Here is a 17,995-nt window from a genome sequence, read left to right on the forward strand (position 1 = left end):
CTACACAAACACGCTATCACTCATCACGGGTTGCAAATTAGATTCTTTAAGCATTGCCAAAATCTCCGCCACACTGCGATTATCGCTTATGCTAAATTGCTCATCGCCTTTTTTGCTTGCTTCTTGCTTTCCTAGCGATTTTTGCTCTAGCGCGCTTCGCTCGCCTATGGCGACTGATACGCCTGCGGAGATTTTGTTTGCGCCTAGTTTTATGGCATTGTTGCGAAATCGCTCCCCCTCCCTGCTAGAAATGGTAATGCTAGCATAAGGCAAAAATAATCGATACGCACATAGCACTTGCAAAAGCCTAGATTCTGTAACGGCTTTTGGGTGGATTTTGGGGTTATTTATGATGGGGCGTAGTCGTGGGATTGATAGGGCGATTTCTGCGTTGGGGTATTTGCGCTGTAAAAAATATGCGTGCAAGGCGCAAGCTAGCGCGTCTTTGCGAAAATCATCTATGCCAAGCAAAGAGCCAAATCCAACCCCCCTCATTCCCGCTAGCAATGCCCTCTCTTGTGCGTAAAATCGATATGCAAACGCCCTTTTTTCGCCCTCTATGTGGATTCTAGCGTATTTTTTGGGGCAATAAGTCTCTTGAAATAGCGTTACAAAATCACAGCCATTTTGTCGCAAAATCTCGTATTCATCGATATTTAGCGCGTAAATTTCTACCCCTATGACTTTAAAATACTCCCTTGCTAGCTCGCAGGCTTTGGCTATGTAGTCGATGCTTGCGTATTCTCTACCCTCCCCACAAAGAAACAAAATCTCTTTTAAGCCACTTTTAGCAATGATTTCTAGCTCGGTTTTGATTTCATCTATTTCTAGCTTTGCGCGCTTGATTTTGTTGCCCTTTTGAAACCCGCAATACACGCATTTGCTCGCACAATGATTGCTAAGATACAATGGCGTAAAAACACTAATAGAATTTCCAAAATATGTTTGGACGCGCTTTTGTGATTCTTTTGCCAAAACTTCAAGCATAGATTCTGCCTCTATGCTAAGCAGAGCGCACAAATCGCTAACTTCTAAAAAATCTTTGCTAAGTGCTAATTCTACTTCTTTTTTGGTGTAGGCGTTTGGGTTATAAGATTCTCTTTTGCTAAGCACGGATTCTAAAATAGTAGAATCTATTTGTTGCATTTGGCTTTGAAACTCCCATACGCTAGCAGAATTTACCATTTTATTTTCCTTATTTTAGCTAGGCTAAATCGCTTAAAATCTAAAAAATACTTTTTGCCAAATGTTAATAATGTCAATCTTGCAAGAAACTTGTAAGTGGTGGATTTTTGCTTACAGGCGAAATATCGCTAAGAGGTGAAGACGCACTAGGGCTAGATTCTTTTGCTAATCCCGCCAAAAAAGCCGTCCTGCCCGCTTCTATGCCAAGTCTAAAAGCCCGCGCCATAAGCGCAATATCATTTGCATTCGCAATCGCAGTATTTGCCATTATCGCGCTTACGCCCATTTGCATCGCCTCGCAGGCTTGAGCAGGAGAGCCAACCCCCGCATCTACAATGATAGGCAAATCTATCTCGCGCAACAAAATCTCTATAAACGGCTTTGTTTGCAAGCCTTTATTTGTGCCAATAGGTGCGCCTAGTGGCATTATCGCGCACGCCCCTGCGTTTGCCATATCGCGCGCTACATATAGCTCAGGATACATATACACAAGTGGCGTAAAGCCCTCTTTTGCAAGCATTTCAGTGGCTTTGGCACTCTCATAATTATCGGGCAAAAGATATTTGCTATCGCTAATGACTTCGATTTTGATTAAATCACTATGGCAAATCTCACGCGCTAAGAGAGCGATGCGCAGGGCTTCATTTGCATTTCTAGCGCCGCTTGTATTTGGTAGTAGCGTGATATTTGGCGGGATAAAATCTAGTATATTTTCGATTCCACCGCTATTTGCTCTGCGCAGGGCAAGGGTTATGATTTGCGCTCCAGCCTCTTTGATAGCAGAATCGATTAGATGAAGTGAATATTTGCCAGAGCCAAGTATAAAGCGCGAAGTAAAGCTATGCTTACCAAGTTGCAATGTATCGCTAGATTCTGCGGGATTTTGGCTAGCTGTGGTGGATTTTGTAGATTTTAGATTTTGGCTAGATTTTAGGTTAGGCTCTATGCTAGAAGTGGTTTTTTTGTCATTCATTTGTTGCCTTTTTTTGCTTTTTTTGTTGCTTGTTTTTGATTGTTTTTGCTTGTTTTGATTGTTTTTGCTTGTTTTGCTTTTTTTGATTGTTTTGATTGTTGTTGCTTTTTTTGCGTATTTTTTATGCCATTTTTAGCACACAAAATCTCTAACACAAGGTTTGCTTGATGTGCAGCACAGATATTTACACGCGGACTCATAAGCCCCCTGCCATAGCCTGCCGCACTAAATAAATCCCCGCACACATAAAATCTATCATTGATTTTGTGCGTCTTTATCGCGTTTGAGTCTCCAAACCCCGCTAGCCCGCTCGCACATATCAAGACCGAATCTGGAAAATGCGCGTGAAAATGCTGTGCTAACATCGCTTTTGCATAAGGATTATCAAACGCTTCGCACACGATTTGAGAGCCACTAAAAAGCGTAGGGATATTGCTAGGCTCTATTTTTTGGGTGAAAATCTGCGTGGTGATAAAGGGGTTTATCGCTTTTATATGCGCTTGCAGGGCTTGCGTTTTTGGCTTGCCTAAATCATCGATATTGTAAGCCTGCCTATTTAGATTGCTAGGCTCGATAATGTCAAAATCAATCAGCACCAAATGCCCTACCCCACTTCTAGCAAGCATTATAGCAATATGCGAGCCAAGCCCTCCAAGCCCGCATATTGCGACTTTTGATTGTTTTAGCGCGTTATGGACTTTTGGCGTGTGTCGCGCGCTCATCATCGATTCTAGCGCGTCTTGTGGTGGCATTTCCCCTTTTTTTATACACCATAGCTCATCGCCATTTTCTAGGACTTTTGGCTCTTTGGTTGCAAAGCCATTGACTATCCATACGCTATCTTGCAACTCGCCTTCTTGCGACACACCATCTTGCCACGCACTATCTTGCAACTCGCCATTTTGCTTGCAAATTTGACTAGCAAAAAAACTAGCAGAATCCACCTTGTCGGTTTGATATTTTTTGCCATTAAAAAGTATGGTTTTTAGGTTGTTTTTCATTTGTATTGCTTTTGTTGCTTTGTTAGATGTTGCTTTTAGCCACCGCCTACGAAGCTAAGGATTTCGACTTTATCGCCTTGCTTGAAAATAATGTCGTTAAATTCATCTTTTGGGATTATCCTGCCATTTAGCTCCAAAGCGATTAGCTCTAAATTTAGCCCTTTTAGTCTTGCGTATTCTAGTAGGCTAAGGCTATCGTGAGTGAAATTCTCGCCATTGATACACATAATAAATCCTTAAAATCCCTAAAATCTAAAAAATTTTGGGAGGTTTTTTTTGAAAATTTATACGCCAAATATTGATAGATTTTGCAATATGGCAGAGAGGAAGGGATTCGAACCCTCGAAAGCTTGCACTTTACACGCGTTCCAGGCGTGCTCCTTCAACCACTCGGACACCTCTCTATCTTAGTAAATCTTGCTACAAACATTTAAAAATCACAGCATTTGTCAATGCCAAAAGTCGCTATTATATACCAAAATAGGCAATTTTTACGCATATTTGTGGGAAATAATGTTTGTAGAAAAATGATGATTTTATCGCAAAATTGCTTTATTTAAAACTTACAAAAAGCCCAAATCTGCCCGTTTTTGCGCTGTTTATAAAATCTTTATCTTGCGTGTTTTTTGCCTTTTTGTATAAATCTTGCACCGCCCTGCGATAAGAAAAAAGACTCTCTTCACAGCAACTACATTTTTGCAACACCTCGATATTTTTTTGCAAAATCCCCGCTTCCTCGCACTCATCTAGTAGCATAGAAACTAAATCCAAAAAATACTTCCCATCTCTTTTTTGGACATATTTTTTGCCAAAATCTATCATTATTTTTTCTGCCAAATCTTCCCCCACTTCATAGCAACACACCCGTATCGAAGCACCGATAAAAACAAGCAGATTTTGGGCTTTTGCGCCATTTTTTAGTAGCTTATAAATTCCATTAGTAAGGATTTTTTGGCATACCCCTGCCCTGCCCGCGTGGATTGCCACAAAGGCATTATTTTCTCTGTCAAAAAGCAACACAGGATTGCAATCAGCCACCAAAATAAGCGCGACAATATTTCTGTCATAATGGCAAAAAATGCCATCGCCCTGCCCTAAATTTTGCTCTTTTGATAAGTGAAATGTTTGATTTTGTGGATTTTGGTTTGAGGATTTTTGGTTTGGCAAATCTTGTAAAATCTCACAATTATCGCGGGGCAAATTTTCATTAGCAAGATTATAGATAGCATTTTGCTGAAGCGTTAAAATCCTATTAGAATGCACTTGATTGCAAAAAATAAGTGTTTTTTGTGGAAAATATTTAGAGAGGATTTGTGCGCGATTTTGCGCGACATTTTGGGGATTATCACCTGTGTGTTGCCCTAGATTTAGGCTATTATAAGAAGCCTTGCTTACGCCACCTAGCCTAGAGCTAAGCACAAAATACACCCCACTATCCCTAAAAAGCGGGCTTTGCTCGCTTGAATAAAAAATAGATTTGTCTTTTGCGTTGCTTGCGTTGCTTGCGTTGCTTGTTTTGTTTATTTTGTTTGTTTTGTTGCAGATTTTGCCTGCGTCTAGCGTTGTTTGGATTGGCATTTTTTGCCTTACTTTTATGGATTTTAGAGGGTGGATTTTAGAAATTCTTTGGTGGATTTTACAATATTTTTGACTCAATCAATCAAACCCAATCACAAACAAAAAAATCTTAAATTGGGTTAGTAGATATTGATAAAAAGCTCATTATTCTAGCAAAACATAGCCAAATGAGTTTTTTTATGCTCATATTTTCTTGTTTATTTTTTGATTTTTTGGGTTTTTTTATTTTTTGATTTTATTTTTATTTCACAAAAGCAAAGTTTAAGTTTATTTTGTTTATAGTTGCGTTTGTGTTTTTACATTTTGCTTGTGAATCTTATTTTCTTAAAATGCTAGACATAATGAGAAAATCACATTTACAAGAATCCAAAATGTGCTAAAAAATTCTGTAAAGATTATGCAAAAAGGGGTTTGAAATGGACACACAAAAATCTAACTATCGATATTTGCAAGACTGCAAATATCGGGCATTAAAATACAGCGCGTTATTTTTGTTTGGCATTTGGAGTATGGTTTTTGCAAATATTGCATTTGCTTCTAGCGTTGCCAACAACGAGAGAGAGAGAGAGAGAGAGAGAGAGAGTAACTCCCGCACAAAATCTTTCTAGCTACAAATCGTCAAAATATCAGACTTACAAAGAAACCTCCGTCATTGCGAGCAAGTCGTAAGACTTGCTCGCAATGACGGAGTGTTTATCATACTTAAGCATAAGCAAAGTATTTCAAAAATATAGATTGCCACGCGTGGCATAAGCCACGCTCGCAATGACGCCCACCACCTAACCCCCTATCCACAAAGGAAGGGGAAAATTTTGTCATTGCAAGCAGATTTTGCAAAAAACCGTGTGGCAATCTATATTTTTGGATATTTCGACTTCTTGCGAAACATTAAGTATGGTAGATTACTTTGTCATTGCAAGTTTTTGTGATTTTTGCAAGTCAAAATCATTGCAAATAAAAAAAGATTGCAGAAAAAAAAGATTATAAAATAAAAAGATTGCAAAATAAAAATGCAAGCAAAAAACTTGCAAGCAAAAAACTTGCAAATAAAAAATTTGCAAACAAAAAAACTTGCAAAAAATTACAAACAAAAATCCTTAGCACGCAAAAAAAACCTTAAGCACGCAAAAATATCCCCTCATACTTTGTGAGATTTGATAAAAAACCTCACTTGCCTAGACAAAATTCGCTAAACATTTTATCTAGCATTTCTTCATTTGTATAAGGCGATGTGATTTGCCCGATAGATTCTAGCGTGTCTTTGATATGGTAGGCAAATAGCTCTAGCTCGCCATCTTTTAGCCTGCCTACTGCCAAATCCAAATGCGCAATGCTAGATTTTATGGATTCTAGCTGATATGGTGCGCTTAGGATTATTTCGCCTTTGAGGTTGCTTTGGGCGATGATTTCTTTTAGTTTGTCGTGCATTATGCGCGCTGTTTGCTCCACTTTTAGCGCGCTTATAGCTAGCGTGGAGTTGCAGATAGATTTTATGCTCTCCACATTGTCGCTTGATAGCGCGTTTTTGCAATCGCTTTTGTTTAAAATGGCTAATATTTTTTTGTCATCTTTGTTTGCGCTCAAAATCTCTAACACTTCTTTATCCTCGCTATTTAGGGCGTTTGAGCTATCAAACACTGCCAAAATCATATTTGCCTCCCTGATAGCTTGTAAGCTACGCTCTATGCCTTTGGATTCTATCGTATCGGTGCTAGCGCGTATCCCAGCCGTGTCGATAAGGCGGATAATGCTCCCATCGATTAAAATCTCTTCTTCTATGCTATCTCTTGTCGTCCCTGCGATATTTGAGGTAATCGCCCTCTCTTCAAGCAAAATCGCATTTAGCAAAGAGGATTTGCCGACATTTGGTTTGCCGATGATTGCTAGCTTCCACGCGTTGCCTATTTTTGCCCTTGTGGTAGAAAAATCATAGATTCTGCGTAGCCGAACTTGCAAGGATTTTAGGTTTGATTGCAATCCATCAATAAAATCGCTAGGGATTTCCTCCTCACTATAATCAATCATCATTTCAGCACTAGCAATGCCTAGCAACAACACTTCGCGCACTTCGCGCACAAAATCCCCCAAAGAGCCTTTTAACTGGGCTATAAGCGCGGTTTGCAAAAATGCGTCCTTTGTGGCTATCATTTGAGAGATGGCGTTTGCTTGGGACAAATCAATCCTGCCATTTAAAAACGCCCTTTTGGTAAATTCTCCCCCGCGTGCTAGCCTCGCCCCATAATGCAAACAAGAATCTAGCACTTTTTGGGCAATGATGTCGCTAGCGTGGCATTGCACTTCGATGACATCTTCGCAAGTGTAGCTATGCGGGGCTTTGTAATAAATAATAATCGCTTCATCTAGTAGGTTTTTATCTTTGTCATAGATATTGCACAGCGTGGCGTAGCGCGGGGCAAAATCTAGGCTAGATTCTTTTGTGGATTTTGTAGAGTTTGCATTGCTTGCGTTTGTAGTGGATTTTGCAAAATCTGTGTTATTTTCGTTGTTTTTGTGATTTTCGTTGCTTGCGTTGATAATAGATTTTGATAAATTTGCGGTGTTTTTTGTGGATTTTGTGGCGTTTGCAGAATGTGTAAAATTTGCAGATTTTGCAGATTTTGTAGCGGGTTTGGCGATTTGTCGTGCGATAAAAAGCGCGTTATCCCCGCTTATGCGGATTATGGCGATTCCCCCTCCTACGCCACTACTTGCTGTGGCAATCGCTACGATTGTATCTTTTGTATATTGCAAAATCTACCCTGTTTTGCGCTGTGATTTTTACATTCTGTCGTTTTATTTATTGCTCTGTGCTTGGAGGGCGGTGAGCGCGACTACGCCTACGATGTCCTCCGCACTGCACCCACGCGACAAATCGTTAATGGGAGCTGCCATTCCCTGCGTGATAGGACCATACGCCTCCGCTTTAGCGAGCCGTTGCACGAGTTTATAGCCGATATTTCCAGAATCTAAATCAGGGAATACCAACACATTTGCCTTGCCTGCGACATTTGAGCCTTTTGCTTTAGATTCTCCCACGCTTGGCACGATAGCCGCATCAAGTTGCAACTCCCCGTCAATAGCGATATTTGGCGCGAGGCTTTTGGCAATATCGCGCGCTTGCGTTACTTTGGTAACATCATCGTGCTTGGCACTGCCATAGGTGGAGTGGCTTAGCAAGCCCACAAAAGGTGTGGATTTTGTGAGCGATTCAAAGCTTTTCGCCGAGCTAATGGCAATGTGGGCGAGCTCCTCTGCGCTAGGATTTTGCACCAATCCACAATCCGCAAACACAAATGTCCCATTTAGCCCAAAATCACAATGTGGCACGACCATCACAAAAAAACTTGAGACGATTTTAGAATCTTTTGCCGTGCCGATGATTTGTAGCCCCGCTCGCAACACATCAGAAGTCGCATTTATCGCGCCCGCGACCATTCCATCAGCCTTGCCACTTCGCACCAATGCCACGCCAAAATACAGCGGATTGCTAAGTAGCAACTCTTTCGCGCCAGATTCTGTCATTCCCTTTGCTCCGCGCAATTCCACAAAAAGCGCGATAAACTCCTCTAAAAGCGGGCTAGTAGCGGGGTTTATAAACTCCGCCCTCTCCACGCTTAAGCTCTTATCCTTTGCGCGCGTGGTTATATCATCTTTATCGCCTACCAAAACTACCTCTGCAAAGCCCTCTTTTAATATTGCACTAGCCGCCTCAAGCGTGCGCATATCACTCGTCTCTGGCAACACGATTTTTTTAAGATTTGCCTTTGCCTTTGCCTTAATGTCGTTGATAAAACTCATTTTACACCTCTTTTTAAGAAATTTTGAGATACAAAAATATATGCTATTTTGGGTAAATTTATGATTAAATCACTGCTTTGTCGCCTGCCAAAATCACAAAAGATTACTTTTATACACATTTTTAATGTGGATTTTGGTTTGTGAAATGTGGATTTTGCAAAAACGGCTAACAAAATCAACCATAAAATATAGCTAGCAAAATCAGCCAAAATCAGATAAAAATCGACTAAAAAAGCATAAGCAAAATCAATCTTTTTGGATTTTATTTGCAGTTTTCACAATAGCAGTCTTTGCAATATTTGCGGATTATTCGCTCTACTTCATCTTGGTATTTTTGTGAGTCATACATCGCAAAGCAGGATAAAAGAGAGCGGATTTTGTGGTGCTTGTCAATGTAGTTTTGCAACTCTTTTAGAGGGCGTTTGCCTCCCCATTTTAACCGCTCTTTTAGAGAATCTATATCTTTTTTGCCCTCTGTATTTGCTTGCAAATCACGCGAATAATTCGCACAATAATCCAACCCCCAGATTTTATAATCCTGCCTTGCAAAAAGTTTAAACATTTCCTTGCCCTCCATATTTACCGACATACTTGTGATATTGCTAAATGGCTTTGCGCAAAAAGCAGGCACAAAAAACCCTGCCAAAATCAAAGCAGGCAATAAAAAAACTGAAAAAATGCTGATTTGTGAAGCAAAAAAATGTTTTGTCCTAAGCGGTGTCATTTGGATTCCCCTTTTTGTGAGATTTGGCAAAGTTTATGGCAAAGATTTATAGTCAAGTTTGTTGCAAAAAAAAGCGATTATAACAAGTTTGCCTAAAAAAATGATAAAGATTTTGTCCCAAAGCACTCGCCAAAAGCACTCAAAAAGCAAAGCGAAAAAACAGATTTTACAAATCACTTGCAAATCACTAAAATCTATCTACAAATCCTTGTTTCACAATCTGCTTTTAAGCAAACTTTGGTTAAAATTTGCGTTTTTTTATGCTTTTTGTTATTTGCGCGTTATTTGGATTCTTGCTTTTGGCGGATTTGATGCGGATTTGGCAAGATGTGATTCTATCTTTTAGGAGTGCTACAAATGGAAAATCTACTTGATGATAAAAATATCATAGACATAAATATCGATGATAGTATCAAAGAGAGTTATTTGGATTATTCGATGAGCGTGATTGTGGGGAGGGCTTTGCCCGATGCAAAAGACGGGCTAAAACCCGTGCATCGCAGAATCCTCTATGCGATGAATGAGCTAGGCGTAAGCTCACGGGCAAGCTATAAAAAATCCGCTAGAATCGTAGGTGATGTCATCGGTAAATACCACCCACACGGCGATACGGCGGTTTATGACGCGCTTGTAAGGCTTGCGCAAGATTTTTCTATGCGATTAGAGCTAGTCGATGGGCAGGGGAATTTTGGCTCAATCGATGGCGATAGCGCGGCTGCTATGCGATATACCGAAGCGCGTATGACGCAAGCAAGCGAGGAAATGCTCCGCGACATAGACAAAGATACGGTGGATTTTGTCCCAAACTATGATGACACGCAAAAAGAGCCAGATGTCTTGCCGACAAGGATTCCAAACCTGCTAGTAAATGGCTCAAGCGGAATCGCTGTGGGAATGGCTACAAGCATACCACCGCATAGAATCGATGAAATCATAGACGCGCTTTTTTGCGTCATAGATAATCCAACTGCTTCGCTAGACACGCTACTAGAGCATATTAAGGGACCAGATTTTCCCACAGGTGGAATCATCTATGGCAAGCAGGGCATAATCGATGCCTATGGCACAGGCAGAGGACGCATACGCGTGCGCGCCAAAACCCACATAGAAAAAACCAAGACAAAAGACATAATCATCATCGATGAAATCCCCTACCAAGTCAATAAAGCAAAGCTAGTGGAGCAAATAAGCGAGCTAGCAAAAGAAAAAGTCATAGAGGGCATAAGCGAAGTGCGCGATGAAAGTGATAGAGATGGTATGCGCGTAGTCATCGAGCTAAAAAAAGATGCGATGAGTGAAATCGTGTTAAACAATCTCTACAAATCCACAACGATGGAAAGCACATTTGGAATCATACTGCTAGCGGTAAATAACAAAGAGCCAAAGATTTTCACGCTTTTAGAATTGCTAAATATTTTTATCTCACATAGAAAGACGATTATTATCCGCCGAACGATTTTTGAGCTAGAAAAGGCAAAGGCTAGAGCGCATATCTTAGAAGGGCTAAAAATCGCGCTAGATAATATCGATGAAGTCATAAAGCTAATCCGCGCTAGCAAAGATACAGAGGAAGCCAAAAATGGGCTTATGAGCAAATTTGGCTTAAGCGAACTGCAAGCAAAGGCAATCCTAGAAATGCGCCTCCAACGCCTAACAGGGCTAGAGCGCGACAAAATCGAAAACGAATACGCCGAGCTACTAAAACTAATCGATGAGCTAAGCAAAATCCTAAAAAGCGAAGAGCGACTAAAAGAAATCATCAAAGAGGAATTAGCCGAAATCAAAGATAAATTCTCCACGCCACGCAGGACGCAGATTGAAGAGGATTATGATAGTATCGATATAGAGGATTTAATCCCAAATGAACCTGTGGTGGTAACGATGAGCCACAGAGGCTATGTCAAACGCGTCTTGCTAAAAACTTATGAAAAGCAAAATCGCGGTGGCAAAGGCAAAATCAGTGGCAACACCCACGAAGATGATTTTATAGAATCTTTCTTTGTGGCAAACACGCACGATACGATAATGTTTATCACAAATCGCGGGCAACTTTATTGGCTAAAAGTCTATAAAATCCCAGAAGCTGGGCGCACCGCTATCGGCAAAGCTGTGGTAAATCTAATCAACTTGCAAGCTGATGAAAAGATAATGGCGACAATCACTACAAAAGATTTCAACAAAGATAAATCGCTAGTGTTTTTCACCAAAAACGGAATCATCAAACGCACAAACCTAAGCGAATACAGCAACATACGAAGCGTAGGCGTGCGCGCGATAAACCTAGATGAAAACGATGAAGTCGTAACCGCTAGAATCATAACCCAAGAAGTCAAAGAGCTATTTATCGCTACGCAAAAAGGAATGTGTATCAAATTCCCAATCGATGATGCACGCGAAATCGGCAGGGTAGCAAGAGGCGTAACAGGTATACGATTTAAAGAAAAAAATGACTGCGTAATCGCAGCCACCACCATAGGAAGCGATGAGGACAAACTACTAACAGTAAGTGAGCGTGGCATAGGCAAGCAAACAAACGCAGGGGCGTATCGCTTGCAATCGCGCGGTGGCAAAGGCGTAATCGTAATGAAAATAGACGACAAAAAAACGGGGAATCTAGTAAGCGTAGTCAATGTAAATGATGAAAAACTAGACCTTATGGTGTTAACAAGCAAGGGCAAAATGATACGCGTAGATACCGAAGCGATAAGAGAATCTGCTCGCAACACGATGGGGGTAAAAATCGTAAATGTGGCAGGTGAAAAAGTCGCATTTGCCGTTACTTGCCCAAAAGAAGACAAGGGAGATGAGGCAGATGAAAATGATGAAAATAGCGAAAATACGGGGGCGGAAGAATAACAAAAAAAATGGAGCGGGATTTTGAGGGGTTTTTGATGGGATTTTGAGGGGATTTTTGGAGGTGGAATTTAGAGGGGTTTTAAAATGGATTTTAGGCAGGCAATTTTAGTCGTGCTATGCCTAAGATTTTGTGTTTGTATATTTTTATGTTTTCATATAAAAATATACGAAAATAATTTAAGTCTAATGTGGAGTTTTTTGTGGTTTTATTATTGTTTATGCGTCTAATAGCTTTAGAGACAAAAATCAATGGTAAAACCGACATAAAATATTGATAAAAAAATAACTAAAGTTGAGTTTATCATAAAATCATAAAAACATTTATGCAAAAAACTATAATTCAAAATCTACACTTCAAAAATCCGCTACAAATACTCCATTCTAAACAAAACACCAAATCAAAAATTACATATTAACAATCTGTTTTTTTTTTTTTGTAGTATTTTTTTATAATTTTTAAAAAAGGGGTAACAAAAAATGGTAGAAACAATTAAAAATGTAGCGACAAATGTAGTAACTTTTGGTGCTAGTGGTAGGGTAAAAAAAGCCCAAGAAAGTTATGAAAAAACATACAACAAATACAACAAAAAGAAAACCGAATGCGAAGCTAAAGCCTCCGAACTTAACGCTTTATTTGAATATTTAATAAAAGTCAAAATAAAAGTCCAAAACAGCGTAAAGAAACTACAAGATATTGTGCCAACTACAGAAAAAGATAGAGACAATACAGCCGAAAATAGTGGCGAAATCAATTTAGAACAGTTAAGCTATATTCATAATAGCCTAGAATCTGGCGAGATTATAATAAACTCCATAAAAGGAACAGGTGTAGCACTATCTGTTGGAGCTGCTGCAGCTCCAGCCGCATTGTGGATAGTTGGCAATTTTGGTGTTGCTTCAACAGGTGTTGCAATATCTACATTGTCTGGAGCGGCTGCTACAAATGCTGCGCTAGCTGTTTTGGGAGGCGGAACTATTGCTGCTGGAGGTGGCGGAGTGGCGGCTGGTGCTAGCGTTTTAGCAACTTTGGGACCCGTAGTGGGACTTGCTGTTGGTGCAGTAGCATTGCCTTTGTTTTCACATTTATCAGCAAATAAAAAAATAAAAGAAATTGAAGAAAAAGAATACGAAATATGGGAAGCAATAGAGAACATAGAATCTCAAATGTTAAAACTTGAAGTTTATGAAAAAAGGACGAATGAATTGATAGACTCTTTAAATAAAGGAATCGATGCATTTGATTTTATTTATAAAAAAACCAAGAAAGAATTGTTGCCATTGGGCTTTATCTCAAAACTATATAGGCGATGTAAATTTATGGTGTTGAAACGCAAAAATCAAATTTATTATTCTCAACAAGAATATGAAAAAATAAACTTGCTTGTAAAAAATGCTAAAGATTTGTTGGTTTTAAGAGATACACCCATAGTGGATAAAAGCTGATAAGAAGGAGTAAGAATGGAAAAAGAAGTCGTAAAAGAAATAGCAAAAAAACTTCCAGCAAAAGCAACTATGACTGCACTTCAAGCCACAGAGGCAATAAAAATGGTGCTAGAGGCACACAAGGAAAATGAAATCACAAAAAGACAAATAGCTGAAATAAACGCCAAAAAAGAAGTGTTAATCACAGAAATAAAGGAGAGATATGATTTTTATAGATATATATTTGATAATGTGTTTAGTGAGAGGAGAGAGGTTATGAATAAACAATTTGAAATCATCGATAAAGGCATAGCAGATAACAATGAAAAACTTGTGTCTATGGGATTAGAAAATCTTTCAAAAGTGGTTTCATCAAGCCCTATTGCCGAAGCCATAAAATTGAAAAATTTAATTGAAAATGGTGGCAAAATAGAATTATAAAGGTTGAATATGACTTAGGTGCAGTTAAGGGATATTCAAATCATCATAGCATTATTAAAAAACAATACTATGTTAAACATAATCTTATGAAATAGAACCTTAAGTATGGCTCACACGATGAAAAATGAGCATATTTTGACAGATAAAAAGCCTTTGTAAAAATTGGTAAGGCAAGAATAAGAGGGGAGATTCTTAACTTTGTTTTACTTTATTTTGATTTGTTTTCTCTTGGGGTTCGTGGCTTGGCAAGAATACTTTATATTAAAGTCGTTAAAATTACAAAAAATTTGTGGAATTTAATAAATTTGCTGACTTGCTTGCGACATTTTCCTTAATCTTACAAACTATATCAAAAGCCGTCTTTGTCGATAGTTTCTCGATGCGAAACATATATTAACAGATTTTGAACAAAAGCACGCCCCTACACGCTATTAAGTCTAGCTTACAAATTTTGAAAATTTTTCAAAAAACTTATCTTGCGTGTTTATTTTTTAGTATGCCACGATTAAAATTTTTTGTTTAAATATTGTTTTTTTTTTTTTATAAAATCTTGGCTTATTAAATTTCTTGCAAAGGATAATTTATGAAACGGATTATTCATATATTTGGCGATATTGTTTTATTTGGTAATATAGGTTTTGCTATATATCATTTTATTGTAGGTGATATTTTTGTAGGCTTAGGGACGCTGATAGGAGGAATTTTTACTGCTGGGTTAATTTATTATTTTATGAGATTCTTTTCTTAAACTTGCGATTCAAGACTCTTTATTATAGTGCTTTTAGCGAATTGCGCACACTGCGTGCTTATACACTAAATCTCACACGAAGTATTTAGCATTTAGTTATTTGCTATTCCTGCGTCCTCTTGTGTGTTTTCTCTGTCTATTATCTTTTTTTTGTTCTTTTTAAGCATTAGGCTAGATAGCCCTTAGCCTAAGTTTTTTTGAATCCTACAAAAATTCCTCTAAAATCCATTTTTCGTTCGTTTTTGTTAGTGTCGATTTTAATAGTAATAGCACAATATTTTTGAGTGAGTAGTGCCTGTACACCAAAAATCGAAACGACTTTTCCTTTTTTGGTGCAATGCGCTAAAATCTCATTAAACCTTTTTTCAAAAAAAGCAACTTAAATTTTCTTGCTTTGATTTAAGTCAAATAAGTCCAAAATACATTTACAACAAGCGTTTAGATTCTACACAAACTCAATAATCGCCATTTGTGAGGCGTCTCCGCGTCTTGTGCGCGTGCGGTTTATGCGCGTGTAGCCACCTTTTCTCTCTTTGTATCGTGGGGCTACTTCGGTGCAAAGTTTTTTAGTAGCGGATTTATTTTGTAGATACGCATACACAAGTCTATGGGCGTTAAAATCCCCTACCCTAGCAGTAGTTACAAGTCTCTCGATATAAGTTTGCAACTCTTTTGCTTTGAATACGCCTGTTTCGATTTTTTCATTTGCAATAAGTGCTATGGCAAGGTTTTTTAGCAATGCTTTTCTATGTGCGCTCGTCCTGCCTAGCTTGCGATAGCCGTGATGATGTCTCATTTTTAGCTCCTTATCTTGTTGTTTTGCCGATTTTTTTGTTAAACGCGGTTTGGACTTCTGGAGGGAGGCTTGAGCCGATAGGATAGCCAAGAGAGCTAAGCTTTTCAGCAATCTCATCAAAGGATTTTTTGCCCATATTTTTGATACCTTTTAAAGCGGATTCTGGCATCATAGCTAGCTCGCCTATGTATTGCACGCCGATTTTGTCAAGGCAATGAAAACAACGGGTGCTAAGGTTTAGCGTATCGATTTTGATAAGCAGAGTTTTTAAATCGATTGGGTCATCTGGCGGGAATTTAATATCTGGGTTTAGCACAGATACTTCACTGCCAAATATATTCATATGCGCTTGGGCTATGGCGATAGAGTTTTTGAACACATCAAGAGGCTCTACTTGCCCGTCTGATTCGATTTCAAACACGACTTTTTCAAAGTTTGGATTATCCTCTACAAGCACATCTTGGATTTCATAGATTACCTTTTTTACAGGTGTGAAATGTGCATCTAGCGGAATCAACCCTATCTCACCTGTAAAATCTTTGTCTTTTCGCACCAAATCATTTGGCTTAAATCCAATAGAACGCTTGACTACTAATGAAAAGCTAAATTTTGCATCTTCGTTGATAGTAGCAAGGTGCTCTTCTTTATTTACGACATCAATTTCATCGTTTGCTAAATGCGCCCCTTTTAGCTCCATAGGACCTTTAAAGTTGTAATTTAGGCGAATTGTATTTTGCAATTCTTTTGTCTTGCTTGCAAAGCGAATCTTTTTTAGATGCATAATAAAAGGTGTTACATCTTCTACTACGCCACGCATAGAATCAAACTCGTGCGAAACTCCATCAATATGCAACATAACAGGGGCATAGCCCGGCGTGCAAGATAGCATAAGCCTACGCAATGGATGCGCAAAAGTGATACCATAGCCCGGCTCAAAAGGCCACACACTTACACGAATACGATTTGTGCCTATGTCCTCTACTAAAATCTCATTTGGAATATGAGGAACTGTCTTAAAAATATCCATATCACCACCTACTTTTTAGCGTTATTTAGAATACAACTCAACAATAAGTCTCTCTTCAATAGGAATCACAACTTCTTCTCTTTGCGGATAGCGAGTGAAAATCCCAAACTTTTTATCCTTATCGACATCAACCCACGCCACAATCCCACTTTGAGCACTCAAATCAAGTGCGCGGATAACTTGTGGGTTGTTTTTAGATTTTTCTTTAAGCTCGATTTTTTGCCCAGCTTTGACAATGTATGAGGGTATGTCTAGCCTTTTTCCATCGACTAAAATATGCCCGTGCGTAACAAGCTGTCTAGCGTTTCGCCTAGTCGTAGCAAAGCCCATACGATACACGACATTATCAAGCCTGCGCTCAATAAGCTGTATAAGATTTTCCCCTGTGTTGCCCTCCAAGCGATTTGCCTCGACAAAAATAGAGCGGAATTGTTTTTCAGAAACCCCATACATAGCCTTTGCCTTTTGCTTTTCGCGTAGCTGCAATCCATAGTCTGAAATCTTGCCTCGCCTCTGTCCGTGCTGCCCCGGTGCATACGGACGCTTATCAAGCGCGCTTTTTCCTGCTAATCGCCTCTCTCCTTTTAATGCCAAAGATACGCCAAACCGCCTCTCTAGCTTTTCTACCGGTCCTCTATATCGTGCCATATTGCCTCCTTATACTCTTCGTCTTTTGGGTGGTCTGCAACCATTATGCGGAAGTGGAGTGATGTCTTTTAGCCATAGCACTTTTATGCCCTCTGTCGCGCCCACGCTTTTTATCGCCGTTTCTCTACCGCTTCCTGGTCCTTGCACCTTTATGCCTACTTCTTTGATTCCGTGCTCTTTTGCTTTTGCCAATGCACTCTCGACCGCTTGTTGGGCTGCATAGGGGGTAGATTTTTTGCTCCCCTTAAAGCCCAATCCCCCAGCAGTAGCCCAGCAAATCACATTGCCCATTTCATCGGTAACGGTTACATTTGTATTGTTAAAAGTCGCAGAAATACACACGATACCTCGCGCAATATTTTTCTTTACAACGCGCTTTTTATTTGTAGTGGTTTTTGCCATATCTTATCCTTTGCTTAATTGCTTTTATGAGCTTTTTGAGCCGACGGTCTTGCGTTTGCCTTTTCTTGTGCGGGCATTATTTTTGGTAGTTTGTCCTCGCACGGGCAGCCCCTTTCTATGTCGCAATCCACGATAGCTCCCCAAATCCATCAATGATTTTATGTCCATTTGCACTTTTTTACGCAAATCCCCCTCAACAATATAGCTCTCTTGTATTTTTTTTGCGATTACAGAAACTTCGCTCTCGCTAAGACTATCAACCCGCTTGTCAAAAGAAATATTTACAGCATTTAAAATATCTCTAGAGCTTTTTAGCCCAATGCCATAGATATAAGTAAGCGCATACTCTACTCGTTTCTTTTTTGGCAAATCTACACCAGCAATTCTAGCCATTTT

The 17,995-nt window shown here is 39.3% G+C and carries 18 protein-coding genes and 1 tRNA gene; 5 read left to right on the top strand and 14 right to left on the bottom strand.

Translation table 11 applies throughout. The features are described 5' to 3' along the window. The 6 genes from thiH to ACWIUO_RS03475 form a co-directional block, all read right to left on the bottom strand. Positions 1–1,185, bottom strand: a complete 1,185-nt coding sequence (gene thiH, locus ACWIUO_RS03450) for a 2-iminoacetate synthase ThiH (protein ID WP_454176544.1) — start codon at positions 1,183–1,185, stop codon at positions 1–3. Between the two features lie 73 nt (positions 1,186–1,258). After that, complete coding sequence (locus ACWIUO_RS03455) at positions 1,259–2,158, bottom strand: thiazole synthase (protein ID WP_454176545.1); 900 nt, start codon at positions 2,156–2,158, stop codon at positions 1,259–1,261. Continuing rightward, positions 2,155–3,159 (bottom strand): thiamine biosynthesis protein ThiF, encoded by a 1,005-nt coding sequence (gene thiF, locus ACWIUO_RS03460; protein WP_454176546.1) that lies wholly within the window; start codon positions 3,157–3,159, stop codon positions 2,155–2,157. The genes ACWIUO_RS03455 and thiF overlap by 4 nt, the downstream gene beginning before the upstream one ends. Positions 3,160–3,194: 35 nt before the next feature. Beyond that, on the bottom strand, positions 3,195–3,386 hold the full coding sequence (gene thiS, locus ACWIUO_RS03465; protein ID WP_454176547.1) for a sulfur carrier protein ThiS: 192 nt from the start codon (positions 3,384–3,386) through the stop codon (positions 3,195–3,197). Between the two features lie 89 nt (positions 3,387–3,475). After that, a tRNA-Ser gene (locus ACWIUO_RS03470) sits at positions 3,476–3,563 on the bottom strand. 148 nt (positions 3,564–3,711) lie between these two features. Continuing rightward, the gene (locus tag ACWIUO_RS03475; protein WP_454176548.1) at positions 3,712–4,737 is read right to left on the bottom strand and encodes a polyphenol oxidase family protein; all 1,026 of its coding nucleotides are present in this window, start codon (positions 4,735–4,737) and stop codon (positions 3,712–3,714) included. 416 nt (positions 4,738–5,153) lie between these two features. Between ACWIUO_RS03475 and ACWIUO_RS03480 the strand changes: the two genes are divergently transcribed. Beyond that, a complete protein-coding gene (locus tag ACWIUO_RS03480; RefSeq protein ID WP_454176549.1) occupies positions 5,154–5,345 on the top strand; it encodes a hypothetical protein in 192 nt (63 codons plus the stop codon). A gap of 559 nt (positions 5,346–5,904) precedes the next feature. Here ACWIUO_RS03480 and mnmE read toward each other — a convergent pair. From mnmE to ACWIUO_RS03495, 3 genes are all read right to left on the bottom strand, one after another. After that, positions 5,905–7,488: a tRNA uridine-5-carboxymethylaminomethyl(34) synthesis GTPase MnmE gene (mnmE, locus tag ACWIUO_RS03485; protein ID WP_454176550.1), complete on the bottom strand. Its 1,584-nt coding sequence runs from the start codon at positions 7,486–7,488 to the stop codon at positions 5,905–5,907. A 42-nt stretch (positions 7,489–7,530) separates the two neighbouring features. Next, positions 7,531–8,535, bottom strand: a complete 1,005-nt coding sequence (pta, locus tag ACWIUO_RS03490; protein ID WP_454176551.1) for a phosphate acetyltransferase — start codon at positions 8,533–8,535, stop codon at positions 7,531–7,533. 262 nt (positions 8,536–8,797) lie between these two features. Next, positions 8,798–9,259 (bottom strand): hypothetical protein, encoded by a 462-nt coding sequence (locus ACWIUO_RS03495; RefSeq protein WP_454176552.1) that lies wholly within the window; start codon positions 9,257–9,259, stop codon positions 8,798–8,800. Between the two features lie 357 nt (positions 9,260–9,616). Between ACWIUO_RS03495 and gyrA the strand changes: the two genes are divergently transcribed. From gyrA to ACWIUO_RS03515, 4 genes are all read left to right on the top strand, one after another. Further along, positions 9,617–12,115: a DNA gyrase subunit A gene (gene gyrA / locus ACWIUO_RS03500; RefSeq protein ID WP_454176553.1), complete on the top strand. Its 2,499-nt coding sequence runs from the start codon at positions 9,617–9,619 to the stop codon at positions 12,113–12,115. 477 nt (positions 12,116–12,592) lie between these two features. Continuing rightward, positions 12,593–13,558 carry a hypothetical protein gene (locus ACWIUO_RS03505; RefSeq protein WP_454176554.1) on the top strand — a complete coding sequence of 322 codons (966 nt, stop codon included), beginning with the start codon at positions 12,593–12,595 and terminating at the stop codon, positions 13,556–13,558. 15 nt (positions 13,559–13,573) lie between these two features. Further along, positions 13,574–13,978 carry a hypothetical protein gene (locus tag ACWIUO_RS03510; protein WP_454176555.1) on the top strand — a complete coding sequence of 135 codons (405 nt, stop codon included), beginning with the start codon at positions 13,574–13,576 and terminating at the stop codon, positions 13,976–13,978. Between the two features lie 583 nt (positions 13,979–14,561). After that, entirely contained in the window at positions 14,562–14,726 is a 165-nt protein-coding gene (locus ACWIUO_RS03515) for a hypothetical protein (RefSeq protein WP_454176556.1), read from the top strand. 445 nt (positions 14,727–15,171) lie between these two features. Here ACWIUO_RS03515 and rplQ read toward each other — a convergent pair whose 3' ends face one another. Genes rplQ through rpsM form a run of 5 tightly spaced genes read right to left on the bottom strand, consistent with a single transcriptional unit; the run spans position 15,172 to position 17,992 of the window. Continuing rightward, on the bottom strand, positions 15,172–15,522 hold the full coding sequence (gene rplQ / locus ACWIUO_RS03520) for a 50S ribosomal protein L17 (protein WP_454171635.1): 351 nt from the start codon (positions 15,520–15,522) through the stop codon (positions 15,172–15,174). Positions 15,523–15,532: 10 nt separating this feature from the next. Beyond that, positions 15,533–16,549, bottom strand: a complete 1,017-nt coding sequence (locus ACWIUO_RS03525) for a DNA-directed RNA polymerase subunit alpha (RefSeq protein ID WP_454176557.1) — start codon at positions 16,547–16,549, stop codon at positions 15,533–15,535. Between the two features lie 21 nt (positions 16,550–16,570). Beyond that, on the bottom strand, positions 16,571–17,197 hold the full coding sequence (gene rpsD / locus ACWIUO_RS03530) for a 30S ribosomal protein S4 (protein ID WP_454176558.1): 627 nt from the start codon (positions 17,195–17,197) through the stop codon (positions 16,571–16,573). Positions 17,198–17,206: 9 nt separating this feature from the next. After that, a complete protein-coding gene (rpsK, locus tag ACWIUO_RS03535) occupies positions 17,207–17,599 on the bottom strand; it encodes a 30S ribosomal protein S11 (protein WP_454176559.1) in 393 nt (130 codons plus the stop codon). 24 nt (positions 17,600–17,623) lie between these two features. Next, the gene (rpsM, locus tag ACWIUO_RS03540) at positions 17,624–17,992 is read right to left on the bottom strand and encodes a 30S ribosomal protein S13 (RefSeq protein WP_454176560.1); all 369 of its coding nucleotides are present in this window, start codon (positions 17,990–17,992) and stop codon (positions 17,624–17,626) included. Positions 17,993–17,995: the final 3 nt, after the last annotated feature.

The sequence above is a fragment of the Helicobacter sp. T3_23-1056 genome (genome assembly GCF_053654535.1).